Below are 24,092 nucleotides of genomic sequence, written 5' to 3'. Positions count from 1 at the left end.
GTGTGGCTGGGTTTGACTGTCTCTGAAGGCCACCTTGACAGCGTTAGACGCCCTAACTGCGGCCTTCAGGACAGGGCTGCTGGGTTAGTCTGTTGCGGTTAGGAGGTTGGTGAGGGCTGGGGCGAACTGGGCTGGGTTGCGCTGGGGGGCCAGGTGGGCGCCGGGCATCTCTGCGAACGGGAGGCCTAGCTCCAGGGCCAGCACCTTCGCGGGCTGGTAATGGTAGTGGCCACGGCTCTCTTTGCCTGCCGCCGGGATGATGTCGGCTCGGGCCTTGCGCAGCGCGCGCAGGTCGGGGAGGTAGTCGAAGAACGCCGTGATCTCCCGATCGAACAGCATCTTCCAGTCCTGCTCGTTGGGCAGGCGGACCGCGCGCAGCTCCGGCAGCGCGGCGCCGGCGATCGCGCCGGTGAACCGCTTGAACGCGCCCATCAGGTCGCCGGAGCGGGCCAGCCGGACCTGGCCCGCGGCCGCGTCGAGCCAGCCCAGCGCGTCCGGCAGGAGCTGGACCGCGGGCGGCTCGTGGGCGACCAGCACCGACACGGCGTCGGGGTAACGGGCCACCAGGTCGAGGCCGATCAGGGCGCCCGCGCTGGTGCCGAAGGTGAGCACCGGGCCGGTGCCGAGATGTTTGGCGACCGCGTACGCGTCGTCCGCCTGGAGCTCGACCGAGATCGAGCCGGTCGTCTCGTCGGTGCTGCGGAAGTGCCCGCGCCGGTCGTAGGTCACGACGGTGTACTGCGCCGCCAGCGCCGTGGCCAGCGTCCGGTAGGTGTCGGCCGAGCCGATCCCGCCTGGGATCATCAGCAGGACCGGGCCGGTGCCTCCGCTGCGGACGTACAGCTCGCCGTCCACGACCGGGCAACGGCTTTCCGAGATCATGACGGCAGTCAAGCACAGCGAATCGCGGCCTCAGCCGGTGCCCAACCGGTTCAGGATCGCCGCGGCGTCCGCCACGATCCCGTCGATCAGCTCCTCGACCGGGGGAAGATCGCCGAGCAGGCCGACTACCTGGCCCGACGCCAGTATTCCCGCTCTCGTGTCGCCCTCGACGAGGCCCGCGCGCAACAGCATCGGGGTGTTGGCCGCCATCACGAGCCGCGACCACGTCCGCTCGCCGCCACGTTTCATCGAGAGTCCTTCCCGCGCCAGCGCACCCCACGAAAGGCCGGTGAGCTTGCGGAACCGGACCGCGTTGGCGGCCGCGCGGGCCAGTCCGGTGACGCGACCGGACCCTTCGAGCGCGTCGACCAGGTCGGTCCGCAACACCCGATGCGGCATCCCGTCCACCTTTCGGGTGACAACCGTGCCGTTGAGGCCGTGCTCGAGGTATGCCTGCTTGACGGCGTCGGGCACCGTGCTTTCCCTGGTCAGCAGGAACCGGGTGCCCATCGCGATCCCGGCCGCGCCGTAGGCCAGCGCGGCCGCCAGCCCGCGGCCGTCGAAGAAACCGCCCGCCGCGACCACCGGGATGTCCACCGCGTCGAGCACCGAAGGCAGCAGCAGGGTCGTCGCGACGCCGCCGGTGTGGCCGCCGCCCTCGCCGCCCTGGACGATCACCGCGTCCGCGCCCCAGCCCGCGACCTTCTCCGCGTGCCGCGCGGCGCCGACCGACGGGATCACCACGATCCCGTTGTCCTTCAGCCGCGCGATCATGTCCTTCTTCGGCGCCAGCGCGAACGACGCGACCCGGACCCCGGACGCGATGAGCAGCTCCACCCGGCGCTGGGCGTCGTCGGCGTCGGCCCGCAGGTTCACGCCGAACGGCCGGGTCGTCCGGCTCCTGGTCTCCTTGATCGCCGCTTCGAGCTCGTCGTAGGACATCGTCGCCGAGGCCAGGATGCCGAGCCCGCCCGCCTGGGCGGTCGCCGACACGAGCCGCGGCCCCGCGACCCAGCCCATCCCGGTCTGCACCACGGGGTGACGGACGCCCACCAGCTCGGTGAGCGCGGTCTTCACGACGGGACTTCCTTGTCCCGCAAGGACTTCGGATCCAGCACCGCACGGATCAGCCGGAGTTCCTCCTCGCTCGGCAGGCGGGTTTCGGCCACCGAGGACGTCTCCAGGGGAAACGACGTCGCGTCGGTGACTTCGTCGACCGAGACGCCCGGATGCACCGACAGCAGCCTGGCGGCGTGGTCCTCGCCGCCGAAGTCCAGGACGCCGAGATTCGTCACCACCCGATGCACGTCGTGATAGCGCAGCCCGGCCTCGCGCGCCCTGGCGAACCCGACGCCGGACACGACGTCGACGTGCTCCACGAAGACCCTCCTGCTGTGCCGGGGTACCCAGTAGCTCGTGCGGTGGTTGGCCGTGTTGCCCGGCCCGCCGCGCACGCCGAGCAGCTGCTTCTTCGGGTGCGCGTGGTCGCCGATGGCCGAGATGTTCTGGTTGCCGTGCCGGTCGACCTGGTTCGCGCCCATCACCACGTGCCGTTTCCCTTGGGGCACCACGGTGTCGAGCACCTTGCGGAACGGCTGCCAGCCTTCGATCACCGGCGTGCCGGTGGTGTTGGCGAGCAGGTACGCCTCGCCGTCGGACAGCAGGAGGTCCGGCTCGAACGTCAGCCGCGCCAGGCGCGCGCCCAGCGCCGGGACGAACCCCATCGGGCTCACCACGATCTCGCCGTCGCCACGGAACAGCTCGGCGCAGGCCACGACGGCGACCTCCGCGCGCGTCACGTCACTCATGCGGACTCCCGGAATTTCGCGACTTCGGCCTGGTAGCGGCCTTCGCCGCCGGAGAGGAACCGGTCGGCGAACCGCGGCCACGCGTCGAGGTCCTTCGCGGCTTCGACGTAGTGCCGCTGGAACCGTTCGTCGCGGCCGTAGTCCGGTGCGGCGGTCGTGAAATGCGCGCCGTGCGGGGTTTCCACGACGCCGTGCACGCTCGCGCGGGTCAGCAGCAGGCTTTGCACCGGCGCGTCCACCGTCAGTTCGGCGGTCTCGACGACCCGCTCCACCGACACGTAACAACGGTCCGCGGCGAGTGCGAACAGCTCGTCGAAGTACGGGTCCGGGCCGAGGTACTGCGCGTTGCCGCGCGCGTCGGCGCGGTTGAGGTGCACCAGCGCCGCGTCGAGCCGCAACGCGGGCACCGCCAGCAGCTCCTCGCCGTCGGCATAGGGCGAGCGAATCGTACGCAGGCCGGGGGTGAACCGCGGCACGTCCGAGCCGAGGCCCGCCCGGGTCGGGAGGAAGGGAAGTCGTTGTGCCGCGGCGGAAAGGCCGGTGCCGAAGACGCCTTCGTCGTACTCGGTCACCTCGATCCCACCCGCTTCGCGGACCCGGCTGAACCACGGGTCGAACGGGATCGAGTCCAGCGTGACGAAGCCGAAGACAAGCCGCCGGATCTTCCCGGCCGACGCCAGCAGTCCCACGTCCGGGCCGCCGTAGGACACCACCGTGAGGTCCTTCAGCGGCGATCGCAGGATCGCCCGGACGAGTGCCATCGGCTTGCGCCGCGAGCCCCAGCCGCCGATCCCGAGCGTCATCCCGTCCCGCAGTTCGCCGACGACCTCGTCGGGGGTCATCCGTTTGTCCGTCACGTCTTGCCCTCCAGGAACGCGGCGCGAGCGCCGTCGGAGACCCCCGCGAGATTCAGTTCGAAGGTGAAGCCCTGCTCGAACCGGTAGCTGCGGTGCACCGGCTGCACGTCGATGCCGTTGATGGCCTGTTTCGCCGCCCGGATCACGCGGGTGTCCTTCGCCGCGATCAGGCGCGCGACGCCGAGTGCCGTCTCGTCCAGGTCCGCGCGCGGGACGACGGCGTACACCGAACCGTGGTGGTGCAGCTGGTGCGCGTCGATGGTGGTGGCGGTGTAGTAGAGCGCGCGCATCAGGTGCTGGGGGACGAGCCGCGCGAGGTGGGTGGCCGCGCCGAGCGCGCCGCGGTCGACCTCCGGCAGCCCGAACCGCGCGTCCTCGCTCGCGACCACGACGTCGGCGTTGCCGACCAGGCCGACCCCGCCGCCGAGGCAGAACCCCTGCACCGCGGCGATCACCGGCACCTCGCAGTCGTAGACCGCGGAGAAGGCCGCCGCGCAGCCGGTGTTCGCGCCGATCAGCGCGGAGTGGCCGGGGTCGCGCTGGATCTCCTTGATGTCGACCCCGGCGTTGAACCCGCGCCCTTCGGCCCGCAGCACCACGACGTGGGTCGCCGGTTCGCGCCCGGCGGCGGTGAGCGCGGCCGCCAGCTCGAGCCAGCCCCGCGCGGTCAGCGCGTTCACCGGCGGTGTGTCCACCGTGACCACGGCGATGCCGGGCTCGGGCGAGTGCGTCGAGATGGGCATCGCCGTGGTCACGGTCCCTTCCGGGTTACAAACCTAGCACTTGCTTGGTACGTTAGCAGGGTGCCCGGCCGGGGTACAGCGGACGCGGGAGGTCGCCGGTGGCACTGGAACTTCGGCTCGACGACGCGGTGGTGCTGGTCACCGGCGGGGTGCGCGGGGTGGGCGCCGGGATCACCCGCGCGTTCCTCCTGGCGGGCGCCCGGGTGGTGACGTGCGCGCGCACCGAACCGGAGAACCCGCTGCCCGGCGCGGCGTTCCTGCGTTGCGACGTCCGCGAGCCCGAGTCCGTCGAGTGGCTGATCGACGAGGTGCGGCGGACTTACGGGCGCCTCGACGTGCTCGTCAACAACGCCGGGGGCGCTCCCTTCGCCGACGCGGCGAGCGCCTCGCCGCGGTTCCACGCCAAGGTGGTGGCGTTGAACCTGCTGGCCCCCCTGAACCTCGCGCGGGCGGCGAACGCCGTTATGCAACACCAGGAAGCCGGTGGTTCGATCGTGAACATCAGCAGCGTCAGCGGCACCCGCCCCTCGCCGGGCACGGTGTCCTACGGCGCCGCGAAAGCCGGGCTCGACAACCTCACCTCGACACTGGCGATCGAGTGGGCGCCGAAGGTCCGGGTGAACGCGCTGGACGTCGGCATGGTGCGCACCGAGCTCGCGCAGCTGCACTACGGCGGCGAGGACGCGGTCGCCGCGGTGGGCGCGACAGTCCCGTTAGGACGGTTGGCGGAGCCGGACGAGATCGGTGCCTGCGCGGTGTTCCTGGCCTCGCCGCTGGCGTCCTACGTCAGCGGCGCGCGGCTCGCCGTCCATGGCGGGGGAGAGGTTCCCGCCTTCCTCGCCGCGAGTTCCGCCGCGCTGGGCAAGGAGCCGGTGTGATCGCCGGGGGCAGGGTGGTCGTCGTGACCGGCGCCGGGCGGGGCATCGGCCGGGCGCACGCGCTCGCCTTCGCCGCGGAGGGCGCGCGCGTGGTCGTCAACGACGTCGGTGCCGCGCCGGACGGCAGCGGCTGCTCGGCGGGCCCCGCGCAGGACGTCGTCGACGAGATCGAGGCGCTCGGGGGCGAGGCCGTCGCCACCACGGACGACGTCGCCGACTGGGCAGGCTCGGCCAGGCTGGTGCGAACGGCGATCGAGTCGTTCGGGCGGCTCGACGTGCTGGTGAACAACGCCGGATTCCTGCGGGACCGGATGCTCGTCAACCTCGGCGAGCAGGAGTGGGACGCGGTGGTCCGCGTACACCTGAAGGGGCATTTCGCCCCGGCCCGGCACGCCGCGCAGTACTGGCGCGCCGAGACGAAAGCCGGGCGGAAGCCGGACGCCCGCGTGATCAACACGAGCTCCGGCGCCGGGCTGCTCGGCAGTGTCGGGCAAGGGAACTACTCGGCCGCGAAGGCCGGGATCCTCGGGCTCACGCTGGTGGCGGCGGCCGAGTTCGGCCGGTACGGCGTCACCGTGAACGCGATCGCGCCCGCCGCGCGGACCCGCATGACCGAGGAGGCGTTCGCCGCCGGCATGGCCGCCCCCGGCGAAGGTTTCGACGCCATGGCACCGGAAAACGTGTCGCCGCTCGTGGTCTGGCTGGGCAGTGCCGCCTCCTCCGGGGTCACCGGCCGGGTGTTCGAAGTGGACGGTGGCCGGGTCTCGATCGCCGACGGCTGGCGGCACGGACCGGTGCGGGACAAGGGATCCCGCTGGACCCCGGCCGAGCTCGGCCCGGTCGTCACCGAGCTGCTGGCCGAGGCCCCCGCCGCCGATCCCGTCTACGGTGGCTGAAGTCGCGGGTCTCTCATGATGTCGCGGGTCTCAACGTATGACGGCGTCCAGGTCATCGGAGCGTCCGGCTTCGAGACGGGACCACTGAGCCGTGGGGCGCCCGTTGGCGCGGAGGTTCTCGCTGTCGACCTTCCACGGCTGGGGCCAGCCGGTGGGGGAGTCCTCCCAGGCCTCCTGGCGGCCATGGGCGGTCAGATCCAGCAGCCCGTAGCTGGGGGCCATCACTTCGACGCCGCGGCCGGTGGTCCAGTAGGTCTCGAACACCCGGTCGCCGTCGCGCAGGTAGCACGCCAGCATGAAGGCGGCGCGCCCGGCGAGAAGGGTGTCGAGCGAGTCCCGCGCGGAGTACCAGGGCACGTCCCAGCCCATGAAGTCGCGGTAGCGGACGCTCTGGTCGTACGGGCCCTGGCACAGCGTGGCGTAGGTGACGTCGCGCGAATGCAGATAGGACAGCTCGCGGACCTGGCCGTTGTAGAACGTGCAGCCTTCGCACTGTCCGGCGGCGGCGTGGCCGGTGTGCCACATGTGGAAGTAGGCGATCAGCCGTCGGCGGCCCTCGAACACGTCCAGCAGCGTGACCGGCCCGTCCGGTCCGAGCAGCGGTGTGGCGGGGTCCACCTCCACCATCGGCAGTCGTCGGCGGGCCGCGGCGATGGCGTCGCCCGCGCGCGTGTGCGCCTTTTCCCGGACCAGCAGTGCGTCCCGCTCGGCCTGCCAGGTGGCGCGGTCGACGATCGGGGGCAGGTCTTGCTCGTATGCGGTCATGACGTCCTCAGGTTTCGTCTGCTGGGCCGCCGACAGTGCGGTCCAGGTGGTTTTTCAGCGCGTCGAGCGGGCCGTCCCAGTCGCGGGCCAGCGCGGCCAGGAACTGTTGCGCCACCCGCATCGGCGCGGAGCGCAGCCGGTACCGGACCCGGCGCCGCTCGCCCGGCTCGGCCGTCACCAGTCCGGCTTCGGTCAGCAGGGCCAGGTGTTTGGCGATCGCCTGCCGCGTGATCGGCAGCCGCTCGGCCAGGTCCGTGGCCGTGGCCGGTCCCCGCGCGGCCAGTGCGGCCAGGATGGCGCGCCGGCTCGGGTCGGCCAGAGCGCCGAAGACCTGTTCGGCGATCGCTTCGGTGTCAGGCGGCTGCATCGAGGTAGTCGGCCAGCTCGCCCAGTTCGTTCGCCCAGCCCTCGATGTGGGCGTCGTACTCCTTGCGGTACGTGTCGTCCGGCAGCTGGCTGAAACCGGTTTCGACCACCTTCAGGCGGGTGCCCGCGCCGGTCGGTTCGAGGGTGAACTCGACGTAGGTGCGACGGGGATCGTCCTCGGGCAGCCCGTAGATCTGCCAGGTGAACCCGAACACCGTGGGCTCCTCGACCCGTTCCACCCGCAGGCCCGCCGTGTGCCCGTCCGTCCAGCTCATCCGGCCCGCGCCGCCGGGACACAGGTCGATCGTCGCCTCGTCGCCGAACCAGGTGCCCAGTCCCTCGGCCGTGGTGAGCGCCGTCCACACCTGGCCCGGCGGGTGGGCGATCTCCACGGTCCGTTCGATGCGATCAGGAAAACCCATGACGACCTCCAGTAAGTAGCAACCGATTGATTGCCACACTATGGCAACCGCATGGTTGCGTCAAGGTCCCTGAAGGCCACCATGACGGCGTTAAACGCCGTCATGGTGGCCTTCAGGGACTTCAAGGGGGTGCGCCGCAAACCCGCGACTCGCGTGCTCGATCCCTGGCCGGGCGGTCAGAGGCGTTCGATGATCGTGGCGGTGGAGAGGGCGCCGCCCGCGCACATCGTGATCAGCGCGGTGCTCGCGTCGCGGCGTTCCAGTTCGTGCAGGGCCGTGGTGAGCAGGCGGGCTCCGGTGCTGCCGACGGGGTGGCCGAGGGCGATCGCGCCGCCGTTGACGTTGACGCGATCGACGTCTGGCCGGTGAACCTGTTGCCACGAAAGGACAACCGAGGCGAAGGCCTCGTTGACCTCGAACAGGTCTGGGTCGGCGATCGTCATGCCCGCGCGGGCCAGCACCCGTTCGGTCGACTGCACCGGGCCGTCGAGGTGGTAGTACGGCTCGGCGCCGACCAGCGCCTGGGCGAGGATCTTCGCGCGGGGCCGCAGGCCGAGTTCGCGCGCGCGGTCGGAGTCCATCAGCAGGAGGGCGGCGGCGCCGTCGGAGATCTGGGAGGACGTGCCCGCGGTGTGCACCCCGTCCTCGACGACCGGCTTGAGCCGCGCGAGCCCGTCGGCCGTGGTTTCCCGCAGCCCTTGATCGCGCGTGACGAGCGTGGTCCCGGCTTTCACCGGCACGACCTCGCGGTCGAACCGGCCCTTGGCCCACGCCGCGGCCGCCTTGGCCTGGGAAGCCGCGCCGAACCGGTCGACGTCGTCGCGGGTCAGGCCGCGCCGCACGGCGATCCGCTCGGCCGCGCCGTACTGGTTCGGCAGGTCCAGCGACCAGGAGTCCGGCCGGGGGGAGCCCACGCCGTCACCCCGGTTCGCGCCGAGCGGGACCCGGCTCATCGCCTCGACGCCGCAGGCGATCCCGGCTTCGATCGCGCCGGCGGCGATGAGCCCGGCGATCAGGTGCGTGGCCTGCTGGGCGGAGCCGCACTGCGCGTCGATGGTGGTGGCGCCGGTCGTTTCCGGCAGCCCGGCGTGCAGCCACGCGGTTCGCGTGATGTTGCCCGCCTGCTCACCTGCCTGGGTGACCGCACCCCCGATGAGCTGCTCGACGAGTGCCGGTTCGAGACCCGCCCGGTCGAGCAGCGCGCGCTGGGCGGCGCCCAGGAGTTCGGCGGCGTGCAGGCCGGCGAGCACGCCGCCCCGCTTGCCGATCGGGGTGCGCACGGCCTCCACGATCACGGGACAACCCACGCTCGCCTCCTTTGCTTTGAAGCTCGACTGCTTTGAAGCTCGGAACACGATCATAAACTAGAACAGGTTCTTGTTTTTGACAAGAGATCGATAGGTCAACCGCCGATCGGTGCACAGTCGTCGAACGGCGCTCTACCTGGCATTTCATGATCGAGTTAACGGGTTTCACTGCGGACTCTTCACTAAGTAAACGCCGTATGCTCTAATCGTTCGTAGAACGTGTTCCATGGCCGAATCCTGCAGGAGGCACCGTGGCCGTCCCGCTGATCCCCACCGGTTTCGACTTCACCGACCCGGACATCTACGCGACCAGGCTCCCCTTGGAGGAGTTCGCGGAGCTGCGCCGGACGGCGCCCGTCTGGTGGAATCCCCAGCCGCGCAACACTGCCGGGTTCGGTGACGACGGCTACTGGGTGGTCACCCGGCTGGAGGACGTCAAAGAGGTCTCCCGCGACAGCGAGCTCTACTCTTCGCGAGAGAAGACCGCGATCATCCGCTTCGACGAGAACATGACGGAGCAGAAGCTCGACGCCAACCGCCTCGTCCTGCTGAACATGGACGCCCCGCAGCACACCAAGCTCCGCCGGATCGTGTCGAAGGGCTTCACGCCCCGCTCGATCGCGAAGCTGGAGGACGCGCTGCGCGACCGCGCCGAGCGCATCGTCGCGGCGGCGAAGGCCAAGGGCTCCGGCGACTTCGTCACCGACGTCGCGTGTGAACTTCCCTTGCAGGCCATCGCGGAACTGCTCGGCATCCCGCAGGAAGACCGGCTCAAGATCTTCGACTGGTCCAACCAGATGGTCTCCTACGACGACCCCGAGTACGAGGTCGAGCCGCTGACCGCTTCGGCGGAGATCGTCGGCTACGCCTGGAACATGGCCGAGGAACGCCGCAAGTGCCCGATGGACGACATCGTCACCAAGCTCGTCCAGGCCGACATCGACGGCGAGTCGCTGGCGTCGGAGGAGTTCGGCTTTTTCGTCATCCTGCTGGCCGTCGCCGGGAACGAGACCACCCGCAACGCGATCACCCACGGGATGAAGGCGTTCATCGACCATCCGGACCAGTGGGAGCTCTACCGCGCCGAGCGCCCGAAGACCGCGCCCGACGAGATCGTCCGCTGGGCGACCCCGGTCGTCGCGTTCCAGCGCACCGCGACCCGCGACACCGTCCTCGGCGGACAGCACATCCGCAAGGGCGACCGGGTCGGCATGTTCTACAGCTCGGCCAACTTCGACCCGGAGGTGTTCGAGCGGCCAGAGGAGTTCGACATCCTGCGCGCGGACAACCCGCATGTGGGCTTCGGCGGCACCGGCTCGCACTACTGCATCGGCGCGAACCTGGCGCGGCTCGAGATCGACCTGATCTTCAACGCCATCGCCGAGGTGATGCCCGCCATCAGCGAGCTCGCCCCGCCGGAACGGCTGCGGTCGAGCTGGCTCAACGGGATCAAGCACTACCAGGTCCGCTACGCCTGAGGCCGTCGTGCACCATGGGGGCCATGTCCCCACGCGCGCTCGTCGATGTCGAAATGTCGTTCCGTGTCACGAAGCCCGGTCCGGCCGCTTTCGTGATCGCGATCGCGGGCGGGGCCGAGCGCGAGGAGTTCGTCTACCCGGTGCCGCCCCGCTCGGCTGAGTTCGACCGCGGCACCCGCGTCCAGGTGCTGGACCTGCCGCTCGGCGAGCACACGGTCCGTTACCGCGCCGAGCGCGCGATGGCCGCCGCGGCACCCGAGCCGGTCTCCACCGACGACCTGATCCTCTACACGCGGCCCAGCCGGTACTGCCCTTCGGACCGCATGGGCGGGCTGGCGATGGGCCGCTTCGCCGACCTGCCCGACGACCGGACGAAGGTCGACGCCATCGTCGCGCACGTCGCGGGCCAGCTGTCCTATGTGGTCGGTTCCGGTGGCCCGAACGACGACGCGGTGGACAGCTACCTCGCGGGTGAGGGCGTCTGCCGCGACTTCGCCCACGTCTGCATCGCACTGTGCCGGGTGATCGACATCCCGGCCCGGTTCGTGGCCGTCTACGCGCCGGGGCTCTCGCCGATGGACTTCCACGCCGTGTTCGAGGCCGCGATCGACGGCCACTGGTATGTCTTCGACGCCACCCACCTGGCGCCGCGGCAGAGCATGAGCCGCATCGCGACCGGCCGCGACGCCGCCGACACCGCGTTCCTCTCCACCCTCGGCTGCGAGCTGGACTTCCTCGGCGCCACCGTCCTCGCGACGAGCGAACCCGGCCTGCCCGAGGACGACGGCACCTCGCTCGTCGCCCTCCGCTGAGCGGGCGCGCTACCCTGCCGGTTTGGGCGCCGCGCGGACGTGGGCACGCTCGCCCTGCCTGCCGACGAGGCTGAGAAACTCGACGGGACCTGAGCTGGTGGCGCCGAACCAGTGCGGCGTGCGGGTGTCGAACTCCGCCGCCTCCCCGGGCTCGAGGACGAGGTCGTGCTCGCCGAGGACCAGGCGGAGTGTTCCGTCCAGAACGTAGACCCAGTCGTAACCCTCGTGCGTGCGCAGGCCGGGTTCCTCGTCGTCGTTCCCGGTGGGCAGGACGAACTTGTAGGCCTGGATGCCACCCGCCCGCCGGGTCAGGGGCAGGATCGTCGAGCCGTCCTGGCAGGCGATCGGACGCAGGTTGAGGCGTGGGTCGCCCGTCGTCGGCGCGTCGACGAGCTCGTCGAGAGTGACCCCGTAGGCCCGCGCCAGCGGCAGGAGCTGCTCGAGCGTGGGGCGACGCAGGCCCGCCTCCAGCCTGGACAGGGTGCTGGCCGAGATGCCGGTCTGGTCGGCCAGCGCGGTGAGCGTGGTTTCACGCCGTTGCCGGAGGCGCTTCAGCCTCGGCCCGACGGCGTCGAGGGTCCGGTCCGTCGCTTCGTCCATCCCGCCACTTTGCCATTCGGCAAGAGAGTTTGCCAATCGGTCCGGTCGCGATGCACGGTGGTTCTCGACACCGCACGAACGGACCAGGAGAACGCAGATGGCCGAGCACACAGAGGCATCGCACGAGTTCGACCGGCCCTACTGGGAGAAGCACTGGCAGCAGGCGCACCGCGGCGAACCCGCGACAGGCACCAATCCGTACCTGGCCCGCGAGACCAGCGGCCTGACACCGGGCACGGCGCTGGACGCCGGATGTGGTGAAGGCGGCGAAGCCCGCTGGCTCGCCTCCCGCGGCTGGGACGTCACGGCCGCTGACATCTCCACCGAGGTCCTCGCCCGCGCGGCCGGTGCCGACGTCTCGAAAAAGGTGCAGTGGGTACAGGCGGACTTGACCGTCTGGGCGCCCGTCGCGCCGTTCGATCTGGTCGTGACGCACTACGCCCACCCGTCGATGTCGCAGCTGGCGTTCTACGACCGCGTCTCCCGCTGGGTGGCGCCCCGCGGCACGCTGCTCATCGTCGGGCACCTGCCCGCCGCGGGATCGACGGGGCACGGCCACCGCTCTCCCGCCGAGGCGTCGGTTACGTCCGCGGCCATCACCGCGGGCCTGGACACCGGCGGCTGGACGATCGTCACCGCCGAAGAGCACGTCCGCACGCTGACCGCCCCGGACGGCCGGAGCGTCCCGCTACACGACGTCGTCGTGCGCGCCACACGACACGGCTGACCGGCGCCGTTAGCTGGCGCCGAAGCTGTCGAACGCGGTGTCGAAGGTCGCGACGAAGAGCCCTTGAAGTTCGGCACCTTGAACGGGCCGAGGTTCGAGTCCTGCCGATCGGGGTTGTCGCCCGAGATCTCGCGCCGGGCGGGATCGATGGTGACGGCGCCGGTGACGCCCGCGCGGGCGCCAGGGGCGACAACGTTGGCAGCGGCCGAAAAACCTCCCGGCACCTTCTCGCGAAAGTGCCGGGAGGTTCGTCAAGGATTAACGCCTGCGTCGCCGGGATGTCAAGAGCGCCGGACTGCCGTGTGTCAGCTGTCCTGCTTGGCGTGCCGGGTCCAGCGACGCGGGCGCCACCCAGGCCCGGTGGCGTGCTCGTCGGTGGGCTGCTCGTCGGCCGAACGGGCACCGACGGGCTGGGCCGGGACCGGCTGGGTCGGCGGGTCGATCGCGGCGGTCTTGTTCCGCACCACGTCGTTCTGCATGACGTCGCTCCGCGCGACGGAGTGCTGTTCGGTGGTGTGCTTGCCGCCGAGGTCGTCGGCGGCTTCCTCGTCCCGCACCGGCTCCGGCTCGTCCACGCGGGCGATCTTGCGCGCGGGCAGCATCGCGACGATGAGGCCCAGCACCGCGACGCCGAGGTGCAGCCAGGTGACGTTGGTGCTGAGGTCGAACGGGTTGCCCGCCCGCGAAACCGGGTTGCCCGAGACCGTGCCGGAGATCATCAGGCCCCAGACGAACAACGCGCCGTAGCCGACGAGCAGCAGCAGGCCGTAGAACCTCGACAGTCCACGGCTCAGCGCGAACACCAGGCCGACCAGGCCGGTGACCACGGAAAGGAGGTTGTGGAACGGGTTGATCCCGAAGCGCCACAGGGTCTCGTCGTGATGACCGGTGAAGTTCCCGAAACCGGTGCGCGTGAAGCCCACGATTCCCGCGACCAGAAAGACCAGGCCGATCAAGCCGGCCAGGATCTGCACTGGTTGCAGACCTTCCACCCGGACACGCGCGCGTGGTGAGCGAGCCATGACGTCATCCTCTCGATGAGTGAGCCGAAGCTCTTCCGGGGGTGAATACCCAGAGCGGCACCGGGGCAAACGCGTGTCTGTCCGGCCGTGGGCCGGAAGCGTTGGGTAGACAGGGACAGTGAACCGTCATCCGCACCTCCCGGCGCCCCAGCCGGCCCCGCCCAGCCGCTGGAAGCGGCTGCGGGCCCGGTACCGGTGGCTCGACCACCTCGCCAGGGCAACGAACCGCTATGTCGACTACGGCGGGTACCAGTACGTCGCTTCGATCACCTACTTCAGCCTGCTGTCGCTGATCCCGCTCGTGATGGTCGGGACGTCGATCGCCGGGTTCGTGCTGGCCAGCCAGCCGCACCTGCGCGACTCGCTGCTCAACGCGATCACCAACACGCTGCCGGGCTCGTTCGGGGAGGACGCGAGCAAGGTGCTGAAGAAATTCATCGACCAGCGCACCAACGTCGGCGTGCTGGGCCTGATCGTCGGGCTGTACTCCGGCTGGAACTGGACGAACGCGCTGCGGGACGCGCTCACCGCGCTGTGGGGCCAGAAACGGGCCGACATCCCGTTCTGGCAGCTCATCGTCAAGGACCTGGTCGCGTTGCTCGGGCTGTCCGCGGCGTTGCTCGTCTCGTTCTCCATCACGATCTCCGGCACGGCGCTGGGCGGCTACCTGCTGCGGCTCGCCGGGCTGGCGGACACCAGCTGGGGGCATCAGCTGCTGTCCGCGGCGTCGATCCCGCTGGCGCTGCTGGCCGACTGGCTCGTGTTCCTGTGGGTGCTCACGCGGCTGCCCCGGGATCCGGTCGGCGTCCGCAGCGCGGTCCGTGGCGCGATCGCGGCGGCGATCGGGTTCGAGCTGCTGAAGCAGGCCGGGGGCATCTACCTCCGGCTGATCAGCGACTCCCCGACGGGCGCGACCTTCGGCTCGGTGATCGGCCTGCTGTTCTTCATTTCGCTGGTCGCCCGGCTGCTGGTGTTCATCACGGCGTGGACGGCCACCGGCTCCGACGCGCCGCCGCGGCCGGTCCAGCCGCCGTCGCCGGTGGTCCTGCGCCCGATGGTGGTGCCGCGCTCGAGCCCGGTCGGGCCCGCCGCGCTGGGCGTGGTGACGGGCGTGCTCGGGACGTTGTGGGCGCTCAAACCGTGGCGGCGCAAGGGTTCGTGAGTTTCTGCCGTCGGTTGCACTGGCGGGGTGGGTCGTGTGCGGTGTTGCGGATGGGTCTTCGCTCCGGATCAAGCCACTTCGGGGGTAGCCATTCGATGATTCCGTGGCGTAGTCGCATATCCCACTCGCCATGGTGGATCAGGCGGTGGCATCCTTCGCAGACCAGGCTGAGGTTGATGATGTCTGTCCGGCCTCCGGCACCACCGGGGTCGCTCCAGTGGGCCAGGTGGTGAGCCACACACCACTTCGGACCTCGCGAGCAACCTGGTCCGGTACAACCTTTGTCCCGCAGGGTTAACGCTCGTCGCTGCGCCGGAGTGGCCGTGCGGACGGTGCGGCCGAGGTCGAGGACCTCCCCGGCACCGTTGAGCACGGCGGGGACAACTCCTGCGTCGCAGCACCTAAACAACAGCAACGGGCCCGCCCAACCCAGGCCTTCCCGGAGCCAGCCCGTCCGGTGAGGACAAATCCCTAAAACCAGCGAAGCGAAGACTACGAGCCGGGCTTACCCGCCCCCACCACCCACATCGAAAAGTACTGCGACCCGCCCCCATACGCGTGCCCGAGCGCAACCCGCGCCCCGTCGACCTGGTACGCCCCGGCCCGGCCCATGACCTGCTTGGCCGCCTCGGAGAACCGCAGCATTCCTGACGCCCCAATGGGATTGGACGACAGAACCCCACCGGAGGGATTCACCGGCAACCGGCCGCCCAGCGCGGTCTCCCCGGACTCGGTGACTTTCCAGCCCTGGCCCTCGGCCACGAACCCGAGGTTCTCCAGCCACATCGGTTCGAACCAGGAGAACGGCACGTAGATCTCGGCGACGTCCACTTCGGACAGTGGATCGGTGATCCCGGCCTCGTGCCATAACGCGGCGGCGGCGTCCCGACCGGCCTGCGGGTTGACCTGGTCGCGGCCGGAGAACGTGGTCGGCTCGGTGCGCATCGCCGTCGCGTGGATCCAGGCCGCGCCGCCTTCGACGGCGTCACCGGCGGCTTCGTCACCGATCACCATCGCGCACGCGCCGTCTGAAGACGGGCAGGTCTCGTCGTAGCGGATCGGGTCCCACAGCATCTGCGACGCCTGGACGGACTCGACGGTGATGTCCGCCTGCCGCAGGTGCGCGTACGGGTTCAGCGCGCCGTTGCGACGGTCTTTCGCCGCGACGATCGCGCCGATGTGGTCCGGCGCGCCCGACCGCCGGATGTAGGAGCGCACGTGCGGCGCGAAGTACCCACCGGCGCCCGCGCCGACCGGCATCTGGAACGGCGGCAGGATCGACAGGCCCCACATCGCGTTGGACTCGGACTGCTTCTCGAACGCCACGGTCAGCACGCGCCGGTGGACGCCTGCTTGGACCAGTGACGTCGCCACCAGTGCCGTCGACCCGCCGACCGAACCGGCGGTGTGCACGCGCAGCAACGGTTTCCCGGTCGCGCCCAGTGCGTCGGCGAGGAACAGCTCGGGCATCATGACGCCCTCGAACAGGTCCGGCGCCTTGCCGAGCACGACGGCGTCGATGTCGGCCCAGCCGACCTGCGCGTCGGCCATCGAGCGGTCGATCGCCTCGCGCAGCAGTCCTGGCATCGAGACGTCCTGGCGTTTGGCCCGGTGGTGGGTCTGGCCGGTGCCGAGCACCGCCGCGAGCTGCCTGCTCATCGCGCCTCCAGCACGGTCACGAGGTTCTGTTGCAGCGCGGGGCCGCTGGTCGCGTGCGCCAGCGTCTTGCGGGCGTCGCCGTGGTGGATCCGCGCCGCGGCTTCGCCGATGCGGGCGAGTCCGGCGGAGAACATCGGGTTCCCGGTCAGCGCACCCCCCGACGGGTTGATCCTGACTCCGTCGCCGAGCCCGAGCGCGGTCCGCAGGATGAGCTCCTGGTGGGTGAACGGCGCGTGCAGTTCGGCGATCTCGACGCCGTCGAGGTCCAGTGCCCGCGCGGCGAGTTCGGTCGACGGCGAGCGGGTCAGGTCGCGGCCGCCGAGCTCGGGGGAGTCGACGCGGTGCTCGATGCCGGTGATGACCGCGGGCCGGTCGACGAGGTCGCTGGCGCGTTCGGCCGAGGCCAGCACGATGACGGCCGCGCCGTCCGTGACCGGCGCGATGTCGTGCGCCCGCAACGGATCCGCGAAGTAGGGGGTGTCGAGCAGGTCGGCGACCTCGACCTCGCCGGACAGCTGTGCCGCGGGGTTGCCGACGGCGTCCCGGCGGCTGCGGGCGGCGACCTCGGCGAGGTCCTTCTCGCTCCACAGCCCCGCGTCCAGGCCGAGTCTGGCCTGCAGCCCGGCGATGCTGACGGAGTCCGGCCAGAGCGGCGCGACGACGTACGGGTCGAGTTGCAGGGAGAGCACCCGGCGTAGCTGCCCGGCGCTCGCCTTGCCGAAGCCGTAGACGAGCGCGGTGTCGACCTCGCCCATCCTGATCTTCAGCCAGGCCTCGTACAGTGCCCAGGCGGCGTCCATCTCGACGTGCGATTCGTGGATCGGCGGGAACGCGCCGATGGCGTCGACCGCCGCGATGAACGAGAAGGCCCGCCCGGCAAGGTAGTCCGACGAGCCGGAGCACCAGAACCCGATGTCCTTTTTGGACAATCCGGTTCGCGCGAAAACCTCGGCGAAGATCGGCACGAGCATCTCGACGCCGTTGGTGGTGCCCGCGGTCTCGCGGACGTTGGGAGCCTGCGCGAAGCCGACCACGGCTACGTCTGGCATGGCGACCTCACAGGTGGTGGGCGAAGGATTCGTACGACGCGTCGGGCTCGCCCGTCGGCGCGAAGTGGCTGATGTTCTCCAGCGAGGTCTGCCACTCGCCCCGGGGTTTCCAGGCGGCCCGCACGCGCAGGCCCATCCGGACGTCGGCGGCGTCGCAGCCCAGCACGAGGTGCAGGAACGCGATATCGGCGCCGTCGAGCAGGATGTACGCCGCGACGTACGGCGGTGTGATGCGCTGGCCGAGAAACGGCACGTTGACGACGCAGAACGTGGTGACGATGCCAGTGTCCGCGAGTTCGACGGCGTCCGTGGTCGGGACGCCGTCGGTCGGGCAGGCGCCGCGCGGCGGGATGTAGACCTTCTCGCAGGCGGGGCAGCGCTGGCCGATCAGCCGTCCTTCGCCGAGTGCCCGCAGGTAGCGGCTTTCCCCGGGGGACACGGAGTGCAGGTAGTGCAGGTGCACGGGCGTCATGACCACGGTGACCGGCGCGCCTTCGTCGCGTTTCGCGACGGGCGGCGGCGGTGACGTCGGCTCGGTGCCCTCGCTGCCGACGGGGACGAAGTAGGCGATGTCGCGGATGTGCCCGACGGTCTCGGCTGCCCATTGGACGCGGACCCGGAGTCCGGTGTGGACGGTGTCCGAGTCGACCACGTGCAGCATCGCGGTGTCGGCGCCGTCGAGCTTGATCAGAGCCCACGCGAACGGGCGGCTCAGCGGCTGGCCTTCGAGGGGCCCGGCCATCCAGGACCAGGAGACGACGGTGCCCTCGGTCGCGACCTCGACGAACTCGGTCAGCGGAGCCGCGGTCACCGGGTCGTACTCGATCGGCGGGACGTGCACCCGGCCGTCGCTACCGCGCACGCCTTCGATGCGGCGTTCGCGCAGCGAGTTGACGAACCGGCCGACGATCGGGCCGGTCGAACGCGTGTAGTCGAACCCCACGTCCAGGGGTGCCGACAGCGTGGTCTCAGTCACGTCCTGAGTGAAACACGTTCTCGATTCGTCGGCAAGATCGCCGTGCAAATGGGTCTGGACGGTTGCCTAGAGGTGGAACAGGTTCTAGATTTGCGGGTATGGCGACGACAACCGCGGAGACGCTCGGGCTGTGGAGCATCGCCGAACAGGAGCCGGAGAGGGTCGCGCTCGTCGACCCGGACGGCCGTTCGGTCGGGTACGGGGAGCTGGCGGCGAAGGCGAATTCCCACGCGCGCGGGCTGCAGACGCTCGGGCTGGAGACCGGCGACGTGATCGTCATCCTCCAGCCCAACGGCGACGAGCTGCTGGCCGCGTACTTCGCGGCCGTCCAGTCCGGGCTGTACGTGGTGGTGGTGAACTGGCATCTGATCGGCCCGGAGGTCGCGTACATCCTCGCCGACAGCGGCGCGAAGGCGTTTCTCGCGCACGAGCGCTTCGCCGATGTCGCGGTTGCGGCGGCCGACGAGGCAGGTGTGCCTGCTCAGGCCCGATTCGCGGTCGGGGAGGTGCCGGGGTTCCGGCGGATCGAGGAGCTCGGCTCCGGCGAGGGCGACGGACGGCCCGAGCGGCGTACGGCGGGCTCGCCGATGCTGTACACCTCGGGCACGACCGGGCGGCCCAAGGGCGTCCGGCGGCCGCTGACCGGCGCCGACCCGGACGACGTCCCGGCGGCGTCGACGTGGTTCTTCGGCGTCTTCGGCATCCGCCCGTCCGACGGCCACGTGCACCTGTGCGGTTCGCCGCTCTATCACACGGCGGTGCTCAACTTCGTCGCGATTTCGGTGCAGCTGGGGCATACCGCGGTGCTGATGGACCGGTGGGACCCCGAGGACATGCTGCGGCTGATCGAGGAGCACCGGGTGACGCACAGTCACCTGGTGCCGACGCAATTCCGGCGTCTGCTCGGGCTGCCTGACGCGGTCCGTTCGCGCTACGACCTCGGCTCGCTGCGCGTGATGATCCACGGTGCCGCGCCCTGCCCGCTGGAAGTCAAACGGCGGATGCTCGAGTGGTGGGGGCCGGTGGTCACGGAGTACTACGCGGCGACCGAGGGCGGCGGCACGGTGATCTCGGGGGAGGAGTGGCTGCGCAAGCCCGGGTCGGTCGGGTTGCCGTGGCCGGGCTCGACGATCAAGGTCCTCGACGACGCCGGCGCGGAAGCGCCGGTGGGGGAGCCCGGCACGGTGTACATGCGGATGGGTGACTCGAAGTTCGAGTACCACAAGGACCGGGCGAAGACGGAGAAAGCGCGCGCCGGGGACCTGTTCACGCTCGGCGACGTCGGCCACCTCGACGAGGACGGCTACCTCTACCTGCACGACCGCAAGGCCGACATGATCATCTCCGGCGGCGTCAACATCTACCCGGCGGAGATCGAGGGCGAGCTGATCATGCACCCGAAGATCGCCGACATCGCCGTCTTCGGCATCCCCCACGAGGACTGGGGCGAGGAGATCAAGGCCGTCGTCCAGCCCGCCCCCGGCGTCACCCCCACCCCGGCCCTCACCGCCGAGATCCTCGCCTACGCCGCCACCCGCCTGGCCCGCTTCAAACTCCCCCGCACCATCGACTACACCGACGCCCTACCCCGAGACCCCAACGGCAAGCTCTACAAACGCAAACTCCGCGCCCCCTACTGGCCCTGACTCCCGAGTCCCGTCCGTCCAATCACGCTTGTGCGCTTCCCAATCACGCGTGTGCGCCGTCTGATCACGCATGCCCTCCTTCCGATCACACTCCCACCGATTCAGCCACACGTGATCAGACGGCGGACACACGTGATCAGACGGACGCCACGCGTGATTGGGGAGCGCACACGCGTGATTGGGCGGGTCAGTGGCCGGTGTAGCGGGGTGGGCGTTTTTCGGCGAACGCGCGGGGGCCTTCCTTGGCGTCGGCGCTGGCGAAGACCTCGATGCCGTACTGGGCGTCGAGTTTGAAGGCGTCGTGCTCGTGCATGGCCTCGCTGTCGCGCATGGTCTTGAGGATCGCGCGGATCGCGAGGGGACCGTTCGCGGCGATCAGGTCCGCCAGTTCCAGGGCACGGGTGAGGGCCGTGCCGTCCGGGACGACGTGACCGATCAGGCCGATCTCGCGCGCTTCGGCGGCGGTGATGTGACGTGCGGTCAGGAGCAGGTCCGCCGCGACCGTGTACGGGATCTGCCGCGGCAGCCGGACGGCCGAGCCGCCCATCGGGTACAGGCCCCAGCGGGCCTCCGACACCCCGACTTTCGCGCTTTCCCCGGCCACCCGGAGGTCGGTGGCCTGCAGGATCTCCGTGCCGCCCGCGATCGCCGGGCCCTCCACGGCCGCGATCAGCGGTTTGGTCAGGCGGCGGCCCTTGAGCAGTCCCTCGATCCGGCTCGGGTCGAACCCGCTCGCGAACGCGTCGCTCGGCGCCCGCCGGGACATCGACTTCAGGTCCGCGCCCGCGCAGAACGCGCCGCCCGCCCCGGTCAGCACGCAGCACCGGACGTCGGCGTCGGCGTCGACCCGGTCCCAGGCCTCGACCATCAGCCCGAGCATCTCGCCGGTGAGCGCGTTGCGCGCCTCGGGCCGGTTCATCGTGACCACCAGGGTGTGCCCGTGCTTGTCCACCAGCGCGTGCGGTTCGGTCACCGGGCACTCCTCCTCGGTCGGGGCCATTGCCCAGAACGATAACATGTTCTACTTTGGGGGAGTGGCACTCAACATCGCGGATCTCATCGAGCACGCCGTCGACGCCGTGCCGGAACGCGTCGCGGTCGTCTGCGGCGACCGGCGGGTCACCTTCGCCGAACTGGAGGAGCGCGCCAACCGGCTGGCGCACCATCTCGCCGCACACGGCGTGGGGCCAGGGTCCCACCTCGGTGTCTACTCACGGAACTCCATCGAGGCACTGGAATCGATGATCGCGGCGTACAAGCTGCGCGCGATCGCGATCAACGTCAACTACCGGTACGTCCACGGTGAACTGAAATACCTGTTCGGCAACGCCGATCTCGTCGCGCTGGTCCACGAACGGCGGTACTGCGACAAGGTCGCCGCCGTCCTGCCCGAAATGCCAAAACTGAAACACGTTGTCGTCATCGACGACGGCAGCGACGGCGACCCGTCGCCCTATGGCGGCGTGGACTACGACGAGGCGCTCGCGAGCAATTCCCCCGAGCGGGACTTCGCGCAGCGCAGCGCCGACGACCTCTACATCCTCTACACCGGCGGCACTACCGGCTATCCGAAGGGCGTACTCTGGCGCCACGAGGACATCTGGCGTGCGCTCGGTGGCGGCATCAATTTCGTCACCGGCGAGTACGTCAAGGACGAATGGACGCTCGCCGAGCAGGGCAAGGCGGGCGGCCTCGTCCGCCTCCCGGCCGCACCGCTCATCCATGGCGCCGCTCAATGGGCGGCCTTCGGGGCGCTCTTCACCGGCAGCACGGTGGTCTTCGTGCCGCGGTTCGATCCGCATGAGGTCTGGAAAGCCGTGCAGGACAACAAGGTCCAGGTCCTCACCATCGTCGGTGACGCGATGGCCCGCCCGCTGATCGAGGCTTACCGCGAGGGCGACTACGACGTCTCCTCGATCGTCGCGGTGTCGAGCCACGCCGCGTTGTTCTCTCAGAGCGTCAAACAGGAGTTCCTGCGCACGCTGCCCAACGTCGTCGTCACCGACGCGATCGGCTCGTCGGAAAGCGGCTTCACCGGGATCGGCATGGTCAGCAAGGACTCCGACCACTCCGCGGGCCCGCGCGTCAGCTTCGGCAAGGACGCGATCCTGCTGGACGACGACGGCGGCATCGTCGAGGCGAAACCGGGCGCGATCGGGCTCATCGGCCGTCGTGGGCACGTACCGCTGGGCTACTACAACGATCCCGAGAAGAGCAAGACGATCTTCGTCGAGGCCGGTGGCGCGCGGTACGTGGTGCCCGGCGACTACGCGCGATACGAGGAGGACGGCACGGTCACGCTGCTCGGGCGCGGCTCGCAATGCGTCAACACCGGCGGCGAGAAGGTCTATCCCGAAGAGGTCGAGGGCGCGCTGAAGTCGCATCCGGACGTCTTCGACGCGCTCGTCATCGGCGTTCCCGACGAGCGGCTGGGCCAGCGCGTCGCCGCGGTGATCCAGGCCCGGCCCGGCACGACGCCGGACCTCGCCGGGATCGAGGCGCACGTGCGCACCGAGATCGCCGGGTACAAGGTGCCGCGCACGGTCTGGGTGGCCGACGAGATCGGCCGCACCCCGAGCGGGAAACCGGACTACCGGTGGGCGCAGGCCTACGCCGACGAGCACGAACCCACGGAGGGCCCCGATGCGCACGTCACTGTGTGACCGACTGGGCATCGACCTGCCGATTGTCGGGTTCACCCCGTCCGAGCACGTCGCCGCCGCGATCAGTCGCGCGGGCGGGATGGGCGTGCTCGGCTGCGTGCGGTTCAACGACGCCGAGGAGCTCGACGCGGTCCTCGGCTGGATGGACGAGAACACCGGCGGCAAGCCGTACGGGGTCGACATCGTGATGCCCGCGAAGGTCCCCGCCGAGGGGACCTCGCTGGATCTCGCGAAGCTGATCCCCCAGGCACACCGCGAGTTCGTCGACCGGACCCTGCGTGAGCTCGCGGTGCCACCCCTTCCCGACGACGTCGACGAGCGCGCGGGCGTGCTCGGCTGGCTGCATTCCGTCGCACGGGCGCACGTCGAGGTGTCGCTCAGACACCCGATCGGGTTGATCGCGAACGCGCTCGGCTCACCGCCGGTGGACGTCATCGAGCAGGCACACGCCCACGGCGTCCCGGTGGCGGCCTTGGCCGGCAAGGCCGAACACGCCGTTCGACATGTCGACAACGGCGTGGACCTCGTCGTCGCGCAGGGCTACGAGGCGGGCGGGCACACCGGCGAGATCGCGTCGATGGTCCTGCTGCCGGAGGTCGTCGACGCCGTCGGCGACCGGGTGCCGGTGCTCGCCGCGGGCGGCATCGGTTCGGGCAGGCAGGTGGCCGCGGCGCTCGCGCTCGGGGCGGCCGGCGTCTGGATGGGCTCGTTCTGGCTGGCGACCGAGGAATACCGCCAGACCATGACCGGGTCCGAGGCGATGCAGCAGGCGCTCGTCGCCGCGGGGTCGGCCGACACCGTCCGAACGCGGATCTACACCGGAAAACCGGCCCGCCTGCTGAAGACGCGGTGGACGGAGGCGTGGGCCGCCGCGGACGCGCCCGAGCCGCTGCCGATGCCGTTGCAGAACCTGCTGGTTTCCCCCGCGCACAACAGGATCCACCAGTCCGGCGACCCGACGGTGGTGTCGATGCCGGTCGGCCAGATCGTCGGCCGGATGGACCGGATCCGCCCGGTCGCCGACGTGATCGCCGAACTCGTGAGCGGCTATGCGGAAACCCTGGCCCGGTTGGACAAGACGCGCTGACAAGATGGCGGCATGCCTACCTTCACCGCGGCCGACGGAACCGAGCTCGCCTATCACGTGTTCGGCGACGGCTCGCCGCTGATCTGCCTGCCCGGCGGCCCGATGCAGGCCTCGGCGTACCTCGACGAACTCGGCGGCCTGTCCGCCCACCGGCGGCTGATCCTGCTGGACCTGCGCGGCACCGGCGCCTCCGCGGTGCCCGTGGACACGACGTCCTACCGCTGTGACCGGCTCGTCGACGACGTCGAGGCGCTGCGCGAGCACCTCGGCCTCGACCGGATCGACCT

The 24,092-nt window shown here is 70.4% G+C and carries 26 protein-coding genes; 10 read left to right on the top strand and 16 right to left on the bottom strand.

Annotated elements, in window-relative coordinates; all coding sequences use genetic code 11:
- Nucleotides 1-84: 84 nt before the first annotated feature.
- Genes QMK34_RS05885 through QMK34_RS05865 form a run of 5 tightly spaced genes read right to left on the bottom strand, consistent with a single transcriptional unit; the run spans nt 85 to nt 4,290 of the window.
- Nucleotides 85-882, bottom strand: coding sequence for an alpha/beta fold hydrolase (locus QMK34_RS05885; protein WP_326412327.1), 798 nt, complete (start codon nt 880-882; stop codon nt 85-87).
- 30 nt (nt 883-912) lie between these two features.
- Nucleotides 913-1,959, bottom strand: a complete 1,047-nt coding sequence (locus QMK34_RS05880) for an NAD(P)H-dependent flavin oxidoreductase (protein WP_326412326.1) — start codon at nt 1,957-1,959, stop codon at nt 913-915.
- Nucleotides 1,956-2,690 (bottom strand): CoA-transferase subunit beta, encoded by a 735-nt coding sequence (locus QMK34_RS05875; protein ID WP_326412325.1) that lies wholly within the window; start codon nt 2,688-2,690, stop codon nt 1,956-1,958. The genes QMK34_RS05880 and QMK34_RS05875 overlap by 4 nt, the downstream gene beginning before the upstream one ends.
- Nucleotides 2,687-3,547, bottom strand: coding sequence for a CoA transferase subunit A (locus QMK34_RS05870; protein ID WP_326412323.1), 861 nt, complete (start codon nt 3,545-3,547; stop codon nt 2,687-2,689). Before QMK34_RS05870 ends, QMK34_RS05875 begins: the two co-directional genes overlap by 4 nt.
- Complete coding sequence (locus QMK34_RS05865; RefSeq protein ID WP_326412426.1) at nt 3,544-4,290, bottom strand: enoyl-CoA hydratase family protein; 747 nt, start codon at nt 4,288-4,290, stop codon at nt 3,544-3,546. Before QMK34_RS05865 ends, QMK34_RS05870 begins: the two co-directional genes overlap by 4 nt.
- 98 nt (nt 4,291-4,388) lie before the next feature.
- Here QMK34_RS05865 and QMK34_RS05860 point away from each other — a divergent pair, with 98 nt between their 5' ends.
- Nucleotides 4,389-5,168, top strand: coding sequence for an SDR family oxidoreductase (locus QMK34_RS05860; RefSeq protein WP_326412322.1), 780 nt, complete (start codon nt 4,389-4,391; stop codon nt 5,166-5,168).
- Nucleotides 5,168-6,064, top strand: coding sequence for an SDR family oxidoreductase (locus QMK34_RS05855; protein ID WP_326412424.1), 897 nt, complete (start codon nt 5,168-5,170; stop codon nt 6,062-6,064). Before QMK34_RS05860 ends, QMK34_RS05855 begins: the two co-directional genes overlap by 1 nt.
- Before the next feature lie 30 nt (nt 6,065-6,094).
- Here the strand turns inward: QMK34_RS05855 and QMK34_RS05850 are convergent, their stop codons facing one another.
- The 4 genes from QMK34_RS05850 to QMK34_RS05835 form a co-directional block, all read right to left on the bottom strand.
- On the bottom strand, nt 6,095-6,829 hold the full coding sequence (locus tag QMK34_RS05850) for a DUF899 family protein (RefSeq protein WP_326412321.1): 735 nt from the start codon (nt 6,827-6,829) through the stop codon (nt 6,095-6,097).
- A gap of 7 nt (nt 6,830-6,836) precedes the next feature.
- Nucleotides 6,837-7,196 (bottom strand): ArsR/SmtB family transcription factor, encoded by a 360-nt coding sequence (locus tag QMK34_RS05845; RefSeq protein ID WP_326412319.1) that lies wholly within the window; start codon nt 7,194-7,196, stop codon nt 6,837-6,839.
- Nucleotides 7,183-7,617, bottom strand: a complete 435-nt coding sequence (locus QMK34_RS05840; protein ID WP_326412318.1) for an SRPBCC domain-containing protein — start codon at nt 7,615-7,617, stop codon at nt 7,183-7,185. Before QMK34_RS05840 ends, QMK34_RS05845 begins: the two co-directional genes overlap by 14 nt.
- Nucleotides 7,618-7,793: 176 nt before the next feature.
- Nucleotides 7,794-8,924: a steroid 3-ketoacyl-CoA thiolase gene (locus QMK34_RS05835; RefSeq protein WP_326412317.1), complete on the bottom strand. Its 1,131-nt coding sequence runs from the start codon at nt 8,922-8,924 to the stop codon at nt 7,794-7,796.
- Nucleotides 8,925-9,175: 251 nt separating this feature from the next.
- Here QMK34_RS05835 and QMK34_RS05830 point away from each other — a divergent pair, with 251 nt between their 5' ends.
- Both QMK34_RS05830 and QMK34_RS05825 read left to right on the top strand, forming a co-directional pair.
- The gene (locus QMK34_RS05830; RefSeq protein ID WP_326412315.1) at nt 9,176-10,402 is read left to right on the top strand and encodes a cytochrome P450; all 1,227 of its coding nucleotides are present in this window, start codon (nt 9,176-9,178) and stop codon (nt 10,400-10,402) included.
- A 23-nt stretch (nt 10,403-10,425) separates the two neighbouring features.
- Complete coding sequence (locus QMK34_RS05825) at nt 10,426-11,214, top strand: transglutaminase-like domain-containing protein (RefSeq protein ID WP_326412314.1); 789 nt, start codon at nt 10,426-10,428, stop codon at nt 11,212-11,214.
- A 9-nt stretch (nt 11,215-11,223) separates the two neighbouring features.
- On the opposite strand, the gene QMK34_RS05820 is transcribed toward QMK34_RS05825, so the two are convergent.
- Complete coding sequence (locus tag QMK34_RS05820) at nt 11,224-11,814, bottom strand: helix-turn-helix domain-containing protein (protein ID WP_326412313.1); 591 nt, start codon at nt 11,812-11,814, stop codon at nt 11,224-11,226.
- A gap of 97 nt (nt 11,815-11,911) precedes the next feature.
- Here QMK34_RS05820 and QMK34_RS05815 point away from each other — a divergent pair, with 97 nt between their 5' ends.
- A complete protein-coding gene (locus QMK34_RS05815; RefSeq protein WP_326412311.1) occupies nt 11,912-12,541 on the top strand; it encodes a class I SAM-dependent methyltransferase in 630 nt (209 codons plus the stop codon).
- Between the two features lie 305 nt (nt 12,542-12,846).
- Here the strand turns inward: QMK34_RS05815 and QMK34_RS05810 are convergent, their stop codons facing one another.
- A complete protein-coding gene (locus QMK34_RS05810) occupies nt 12,847-13,563 on the bottom strand; it encodes a DUF4383 domain-containing protein (protein WP_326412310.1) in 717 nt (238 codons plus the stop codon).
- Nucleotides 13,564-13,681: 118 nt separating this feature from the next.
- On the opposite strand from QMK34_RS05810, the gene QMK34_RS05805 reads away from it, so the two are divergent.
- Nucleotides 13,682-14,725 carry a YhjD/YihY/BrkB family envelope integrity protein gene (locus QMK34_RS05805; RefSeq protein ID WP_326412309.1) on the top strand — a complete coding sequence of 348 codons (1,044 nt, stop codon included), beginning with the start codon at nt 13,682-13,684 and terminating at the stop codon, nt 14,723-14,725.
- On the opposite strand, the gene QMK34_RS05800 is transcribed toward QMK34_RS05805, so the two are convergent.
- From QMK34_RS05800 to QMK34_RS05785, 4 genes are all read right to left on the bottom strand, one after another.
- Nucleotides 14,697-14,963 carry an HNH endonuclease gene (locus QMK34_RS05800; RefSeq protein ID WP_326412307.1) on the bottom strand — a complete coding sequence of 89 codons (267 nt, stop codon included), beginning with the start codon at nt 14,961-14,963 and terminating at the stop codon, nt 14,697-14,699. The two genes, QMK34_RS05805 and QMK34_RS05800, sit on opposite strands and share 29 nt — an antisense overlap.
- 254 nt (nt 14,964-15,217) lie before the next feature.
- Nucleotides 15,218-16,384: a thiolase domain-containing protein gene (locus QMK34_RS05795; RefSeq protein WP_326412306.1), complete on the bottom strand. Its 1,167-nt coding sequence runs from the start codon at nt 16,382-16,384 to the stop codon at nt 15,218-15,220.
- The gene (locus tag QMK34_RS05790; protein WP_326412304.1) at nt 16,381-17,433 is read right to left on the bottom strand and encodes a thiolase domain-containing protein; all 1,053 of its coding nucleotides are present in this window, start codon (nt 17,431-17,433) and stop codon (nt 16,381-16,383) included. The genes QMK34_RS05795 and QMK34_RS05790 overlap by 4 nt, the downstream gene beginning before the upstream one ends.
- Before the next feature lie 7 nt (nt 17,434-17,440).
- The gene (locus tag QMK34_RS05785; protein ID WP_326412302.1) at nt 17,441-18,409 is read right to left on the bottom strand and encodes a Zn-ribbon domain-containing OB-fold protein; all 969 of its coding nucleotides are present in this window, start codon (nt 18,407-18,409) and stop codon (nt 17,441-17,443) included.
- 98 nt (nt 18,410-18,507) lie between these two features.
- Here QMK34_RS05785 and QMK34_RS05780 point away from each other — a divergent pair, with 98 nt between their 5' ends.
- Nucleotides 18,508-20,055 carry an acyl-CoA synthetase gene (locus tag QMK34_RS05780; protein ID WP_326412301.1) on the top strand — a complete coding sequence of 516 codons (1,548 nt, stop codon included), beginning with the start codon at nt 18,508-18,510 and terminating at the stop codon, nt 20,053-20,055.
- 187 nt (nt 20,056-20,242) lie between these two features.
- On the opposite strand, the gene QMK34_RS05775 is transcribed toward QMK34_RS05780, so the two are convergent.
- Nucleotides 20,243-21,028, bottom strand: coding sequence for a crotonase/enoyl-CoA hydratase family protein (locus tag QMK34_RS05775; protein WP_326412299.1), 786 nt, complete (start codon nt 21,026-21,028; stop codon nt 20,243-20,245).
- A 61-nt stretch (nt 21,029-21,089) separates the two neighbouring features.
- Between QMK34_RS05775 and QMK34_RS05770 the strand changes: the two genes are divergently transcribed.
- From QMK34_RS05770 to QMK34_RS05760, 3 genes are all read left to right on the top strand, one after another.
- Entirely contained in the window at nt 21,090-22,718 is a 1,629-nt protein-coding gene (locus QMK34_RS05770) for an acyl-CoA synthetase (protein WP_326412298.1), read from the top strand.
- Nucleotides 22,699-23,805, top strand: a complete 1,107-nt coding sequence (locus tag QMK34_RS05765; RefSeq protein WP_326412296.1) for an NAD(P)H-dependent flavin oxidoreductase — start codon at nt 22,699-22,701, stop codon at nt 23,803-23,805. Before QMK34_RS05770 ends, QMK34_RS05765 begins: the two co-directional genes overlap by 20 nt.
- A gap of 12 nt (nt 23,806-23,817) precedes the next feature.
- The coding region (locus tag QMK34_RS05760; RefSeq protein ID WP_326412295.1) for an alpha/beta fold hydrolase at nt 23,818-24,092 on the top strand (275 nt) is incomplete at its 3' end.

This window comes from Amycolatopsis sp. H20-H5, from assembly GCF_035828755.1.
GTDB lineage: Bacteria > Actinomycetota > Actinomycetes > Mycobacteriales > Pseudonocardiaceae > Amycolatopsis.
The sequence above is the reverse complement of the archived record's forward strand: the minus strand, read 5'-3'. Positions and strand labels throughout refer to the sequence as shown.

What these genes read in the sequence shown, in the direction of transcription:
- QMK34_RS05845 (WP_326412319.1), bottom strand. Translation starts at nt 7,196, where the DNA reads ATGCAGCCGCCTGACACCGAAGCGATCGCCGAACAGGTCTTCGGCGCT.
- QMK34_RS05865 (WP_326412426.1), bottom strand. Translation starts at nt 4,290, where the DNA reads ATGCCCATCTCGACGCACTCGCCCGAGCCCGGCATCGCCGTGGTCACG.
- QMK34_RS05765 (WP_326412296.1), top strand. Translation starts at nt 22,699, where the DNA reads ATGCGCACGTCACTGTGTGACCGACTGGGCATCGACCTGCCGATTGTC.
- QMK34_RS05885 (WP_326412327.1), bottom strand. Translation starts at nt 882, where the DNA reads ATGATCTCGGAAAGCCGTTGCCCGGTCGTGGACGGCGAGCTGTACGTC.
- QMK34_RS05795 (WP_326412306.1), bottom strand. Translation starts at nt 16,384, where the DNA reads ATGAGCAGGCAGCTCGCGGCGGTGCTCGGCACCGGCCAGACCCACCAC.
- QMK34_RS05780 (WP_326412301.1), top strand. Translation starts at nt 18,508, where the DNA reads ATGGCGACGACAACCGCGGAGACGCTCGGGCTGTGGAGCATCGCCGAA.
- QMK34_RS05825 (WP_326412314.1), top strand. Translation starts at nt 10,426, where the DNA reads ATGTCCCCACGCGCGCTCGTCGATGTCGAAATGTCGTTCCGTGTCACG.
- QMK34_RS05875 (WP_326412325.1), bottom strand. Translation starts at nt 2,690, where the DNA reads ATGAGTGACGTGACGCGCGCGGAGGTCGCCGTCGTGGCCTGCGCCGAG.
- QMK34_RS05850 (WP_326412321.1), bottom strand. Translation starts at nt 6,829, where the DNA reads ATGACCGCATACGAGCAAGACCTGCCCCCGATCGTCGACCGCGCCACC.
- QMK34_RS05820 (WP_326412313.1), bottom strand. Translation starts at nt 11,814, where the DNA reads ATGGACGAAGCGACGGACCGGACCCTCGACGCCGTCGGGCCGAGGCTG.
- QMK34_RS05810 (WP_326412310.1), bottom strand. Translation starts at nt 13,563, where the DNA reads ATGGCTCGCTCACCACGCGCGCGTGTCCGGGTGGAAGGTCTGCAACCA.
- QMK34_RS05840 (WP_326412318.1), bottom strand. Translation starts at nt 7,617, where the DNA reads ATGGGTTTTCCTGATCGCATCGAACGGACCGTGGAGATCGCCCACCCG.
- QMK34_RS05815 (WP_326412311.1), top strand. Translation starts at nt 11,912, where the DNA reads ATGGCCGAGCACACAGAGGCATCGCACGAGTTCGACCGGCCCTACTGG.
- QMK34_RS05790 (WP_326412304.1), bottom strand. Translation starts at nt 17,433, where the DNA reads ATGCCAGACGTAGCCGTGGTCGGCTTCGCGCAGGCTCCCAACGTCCGC.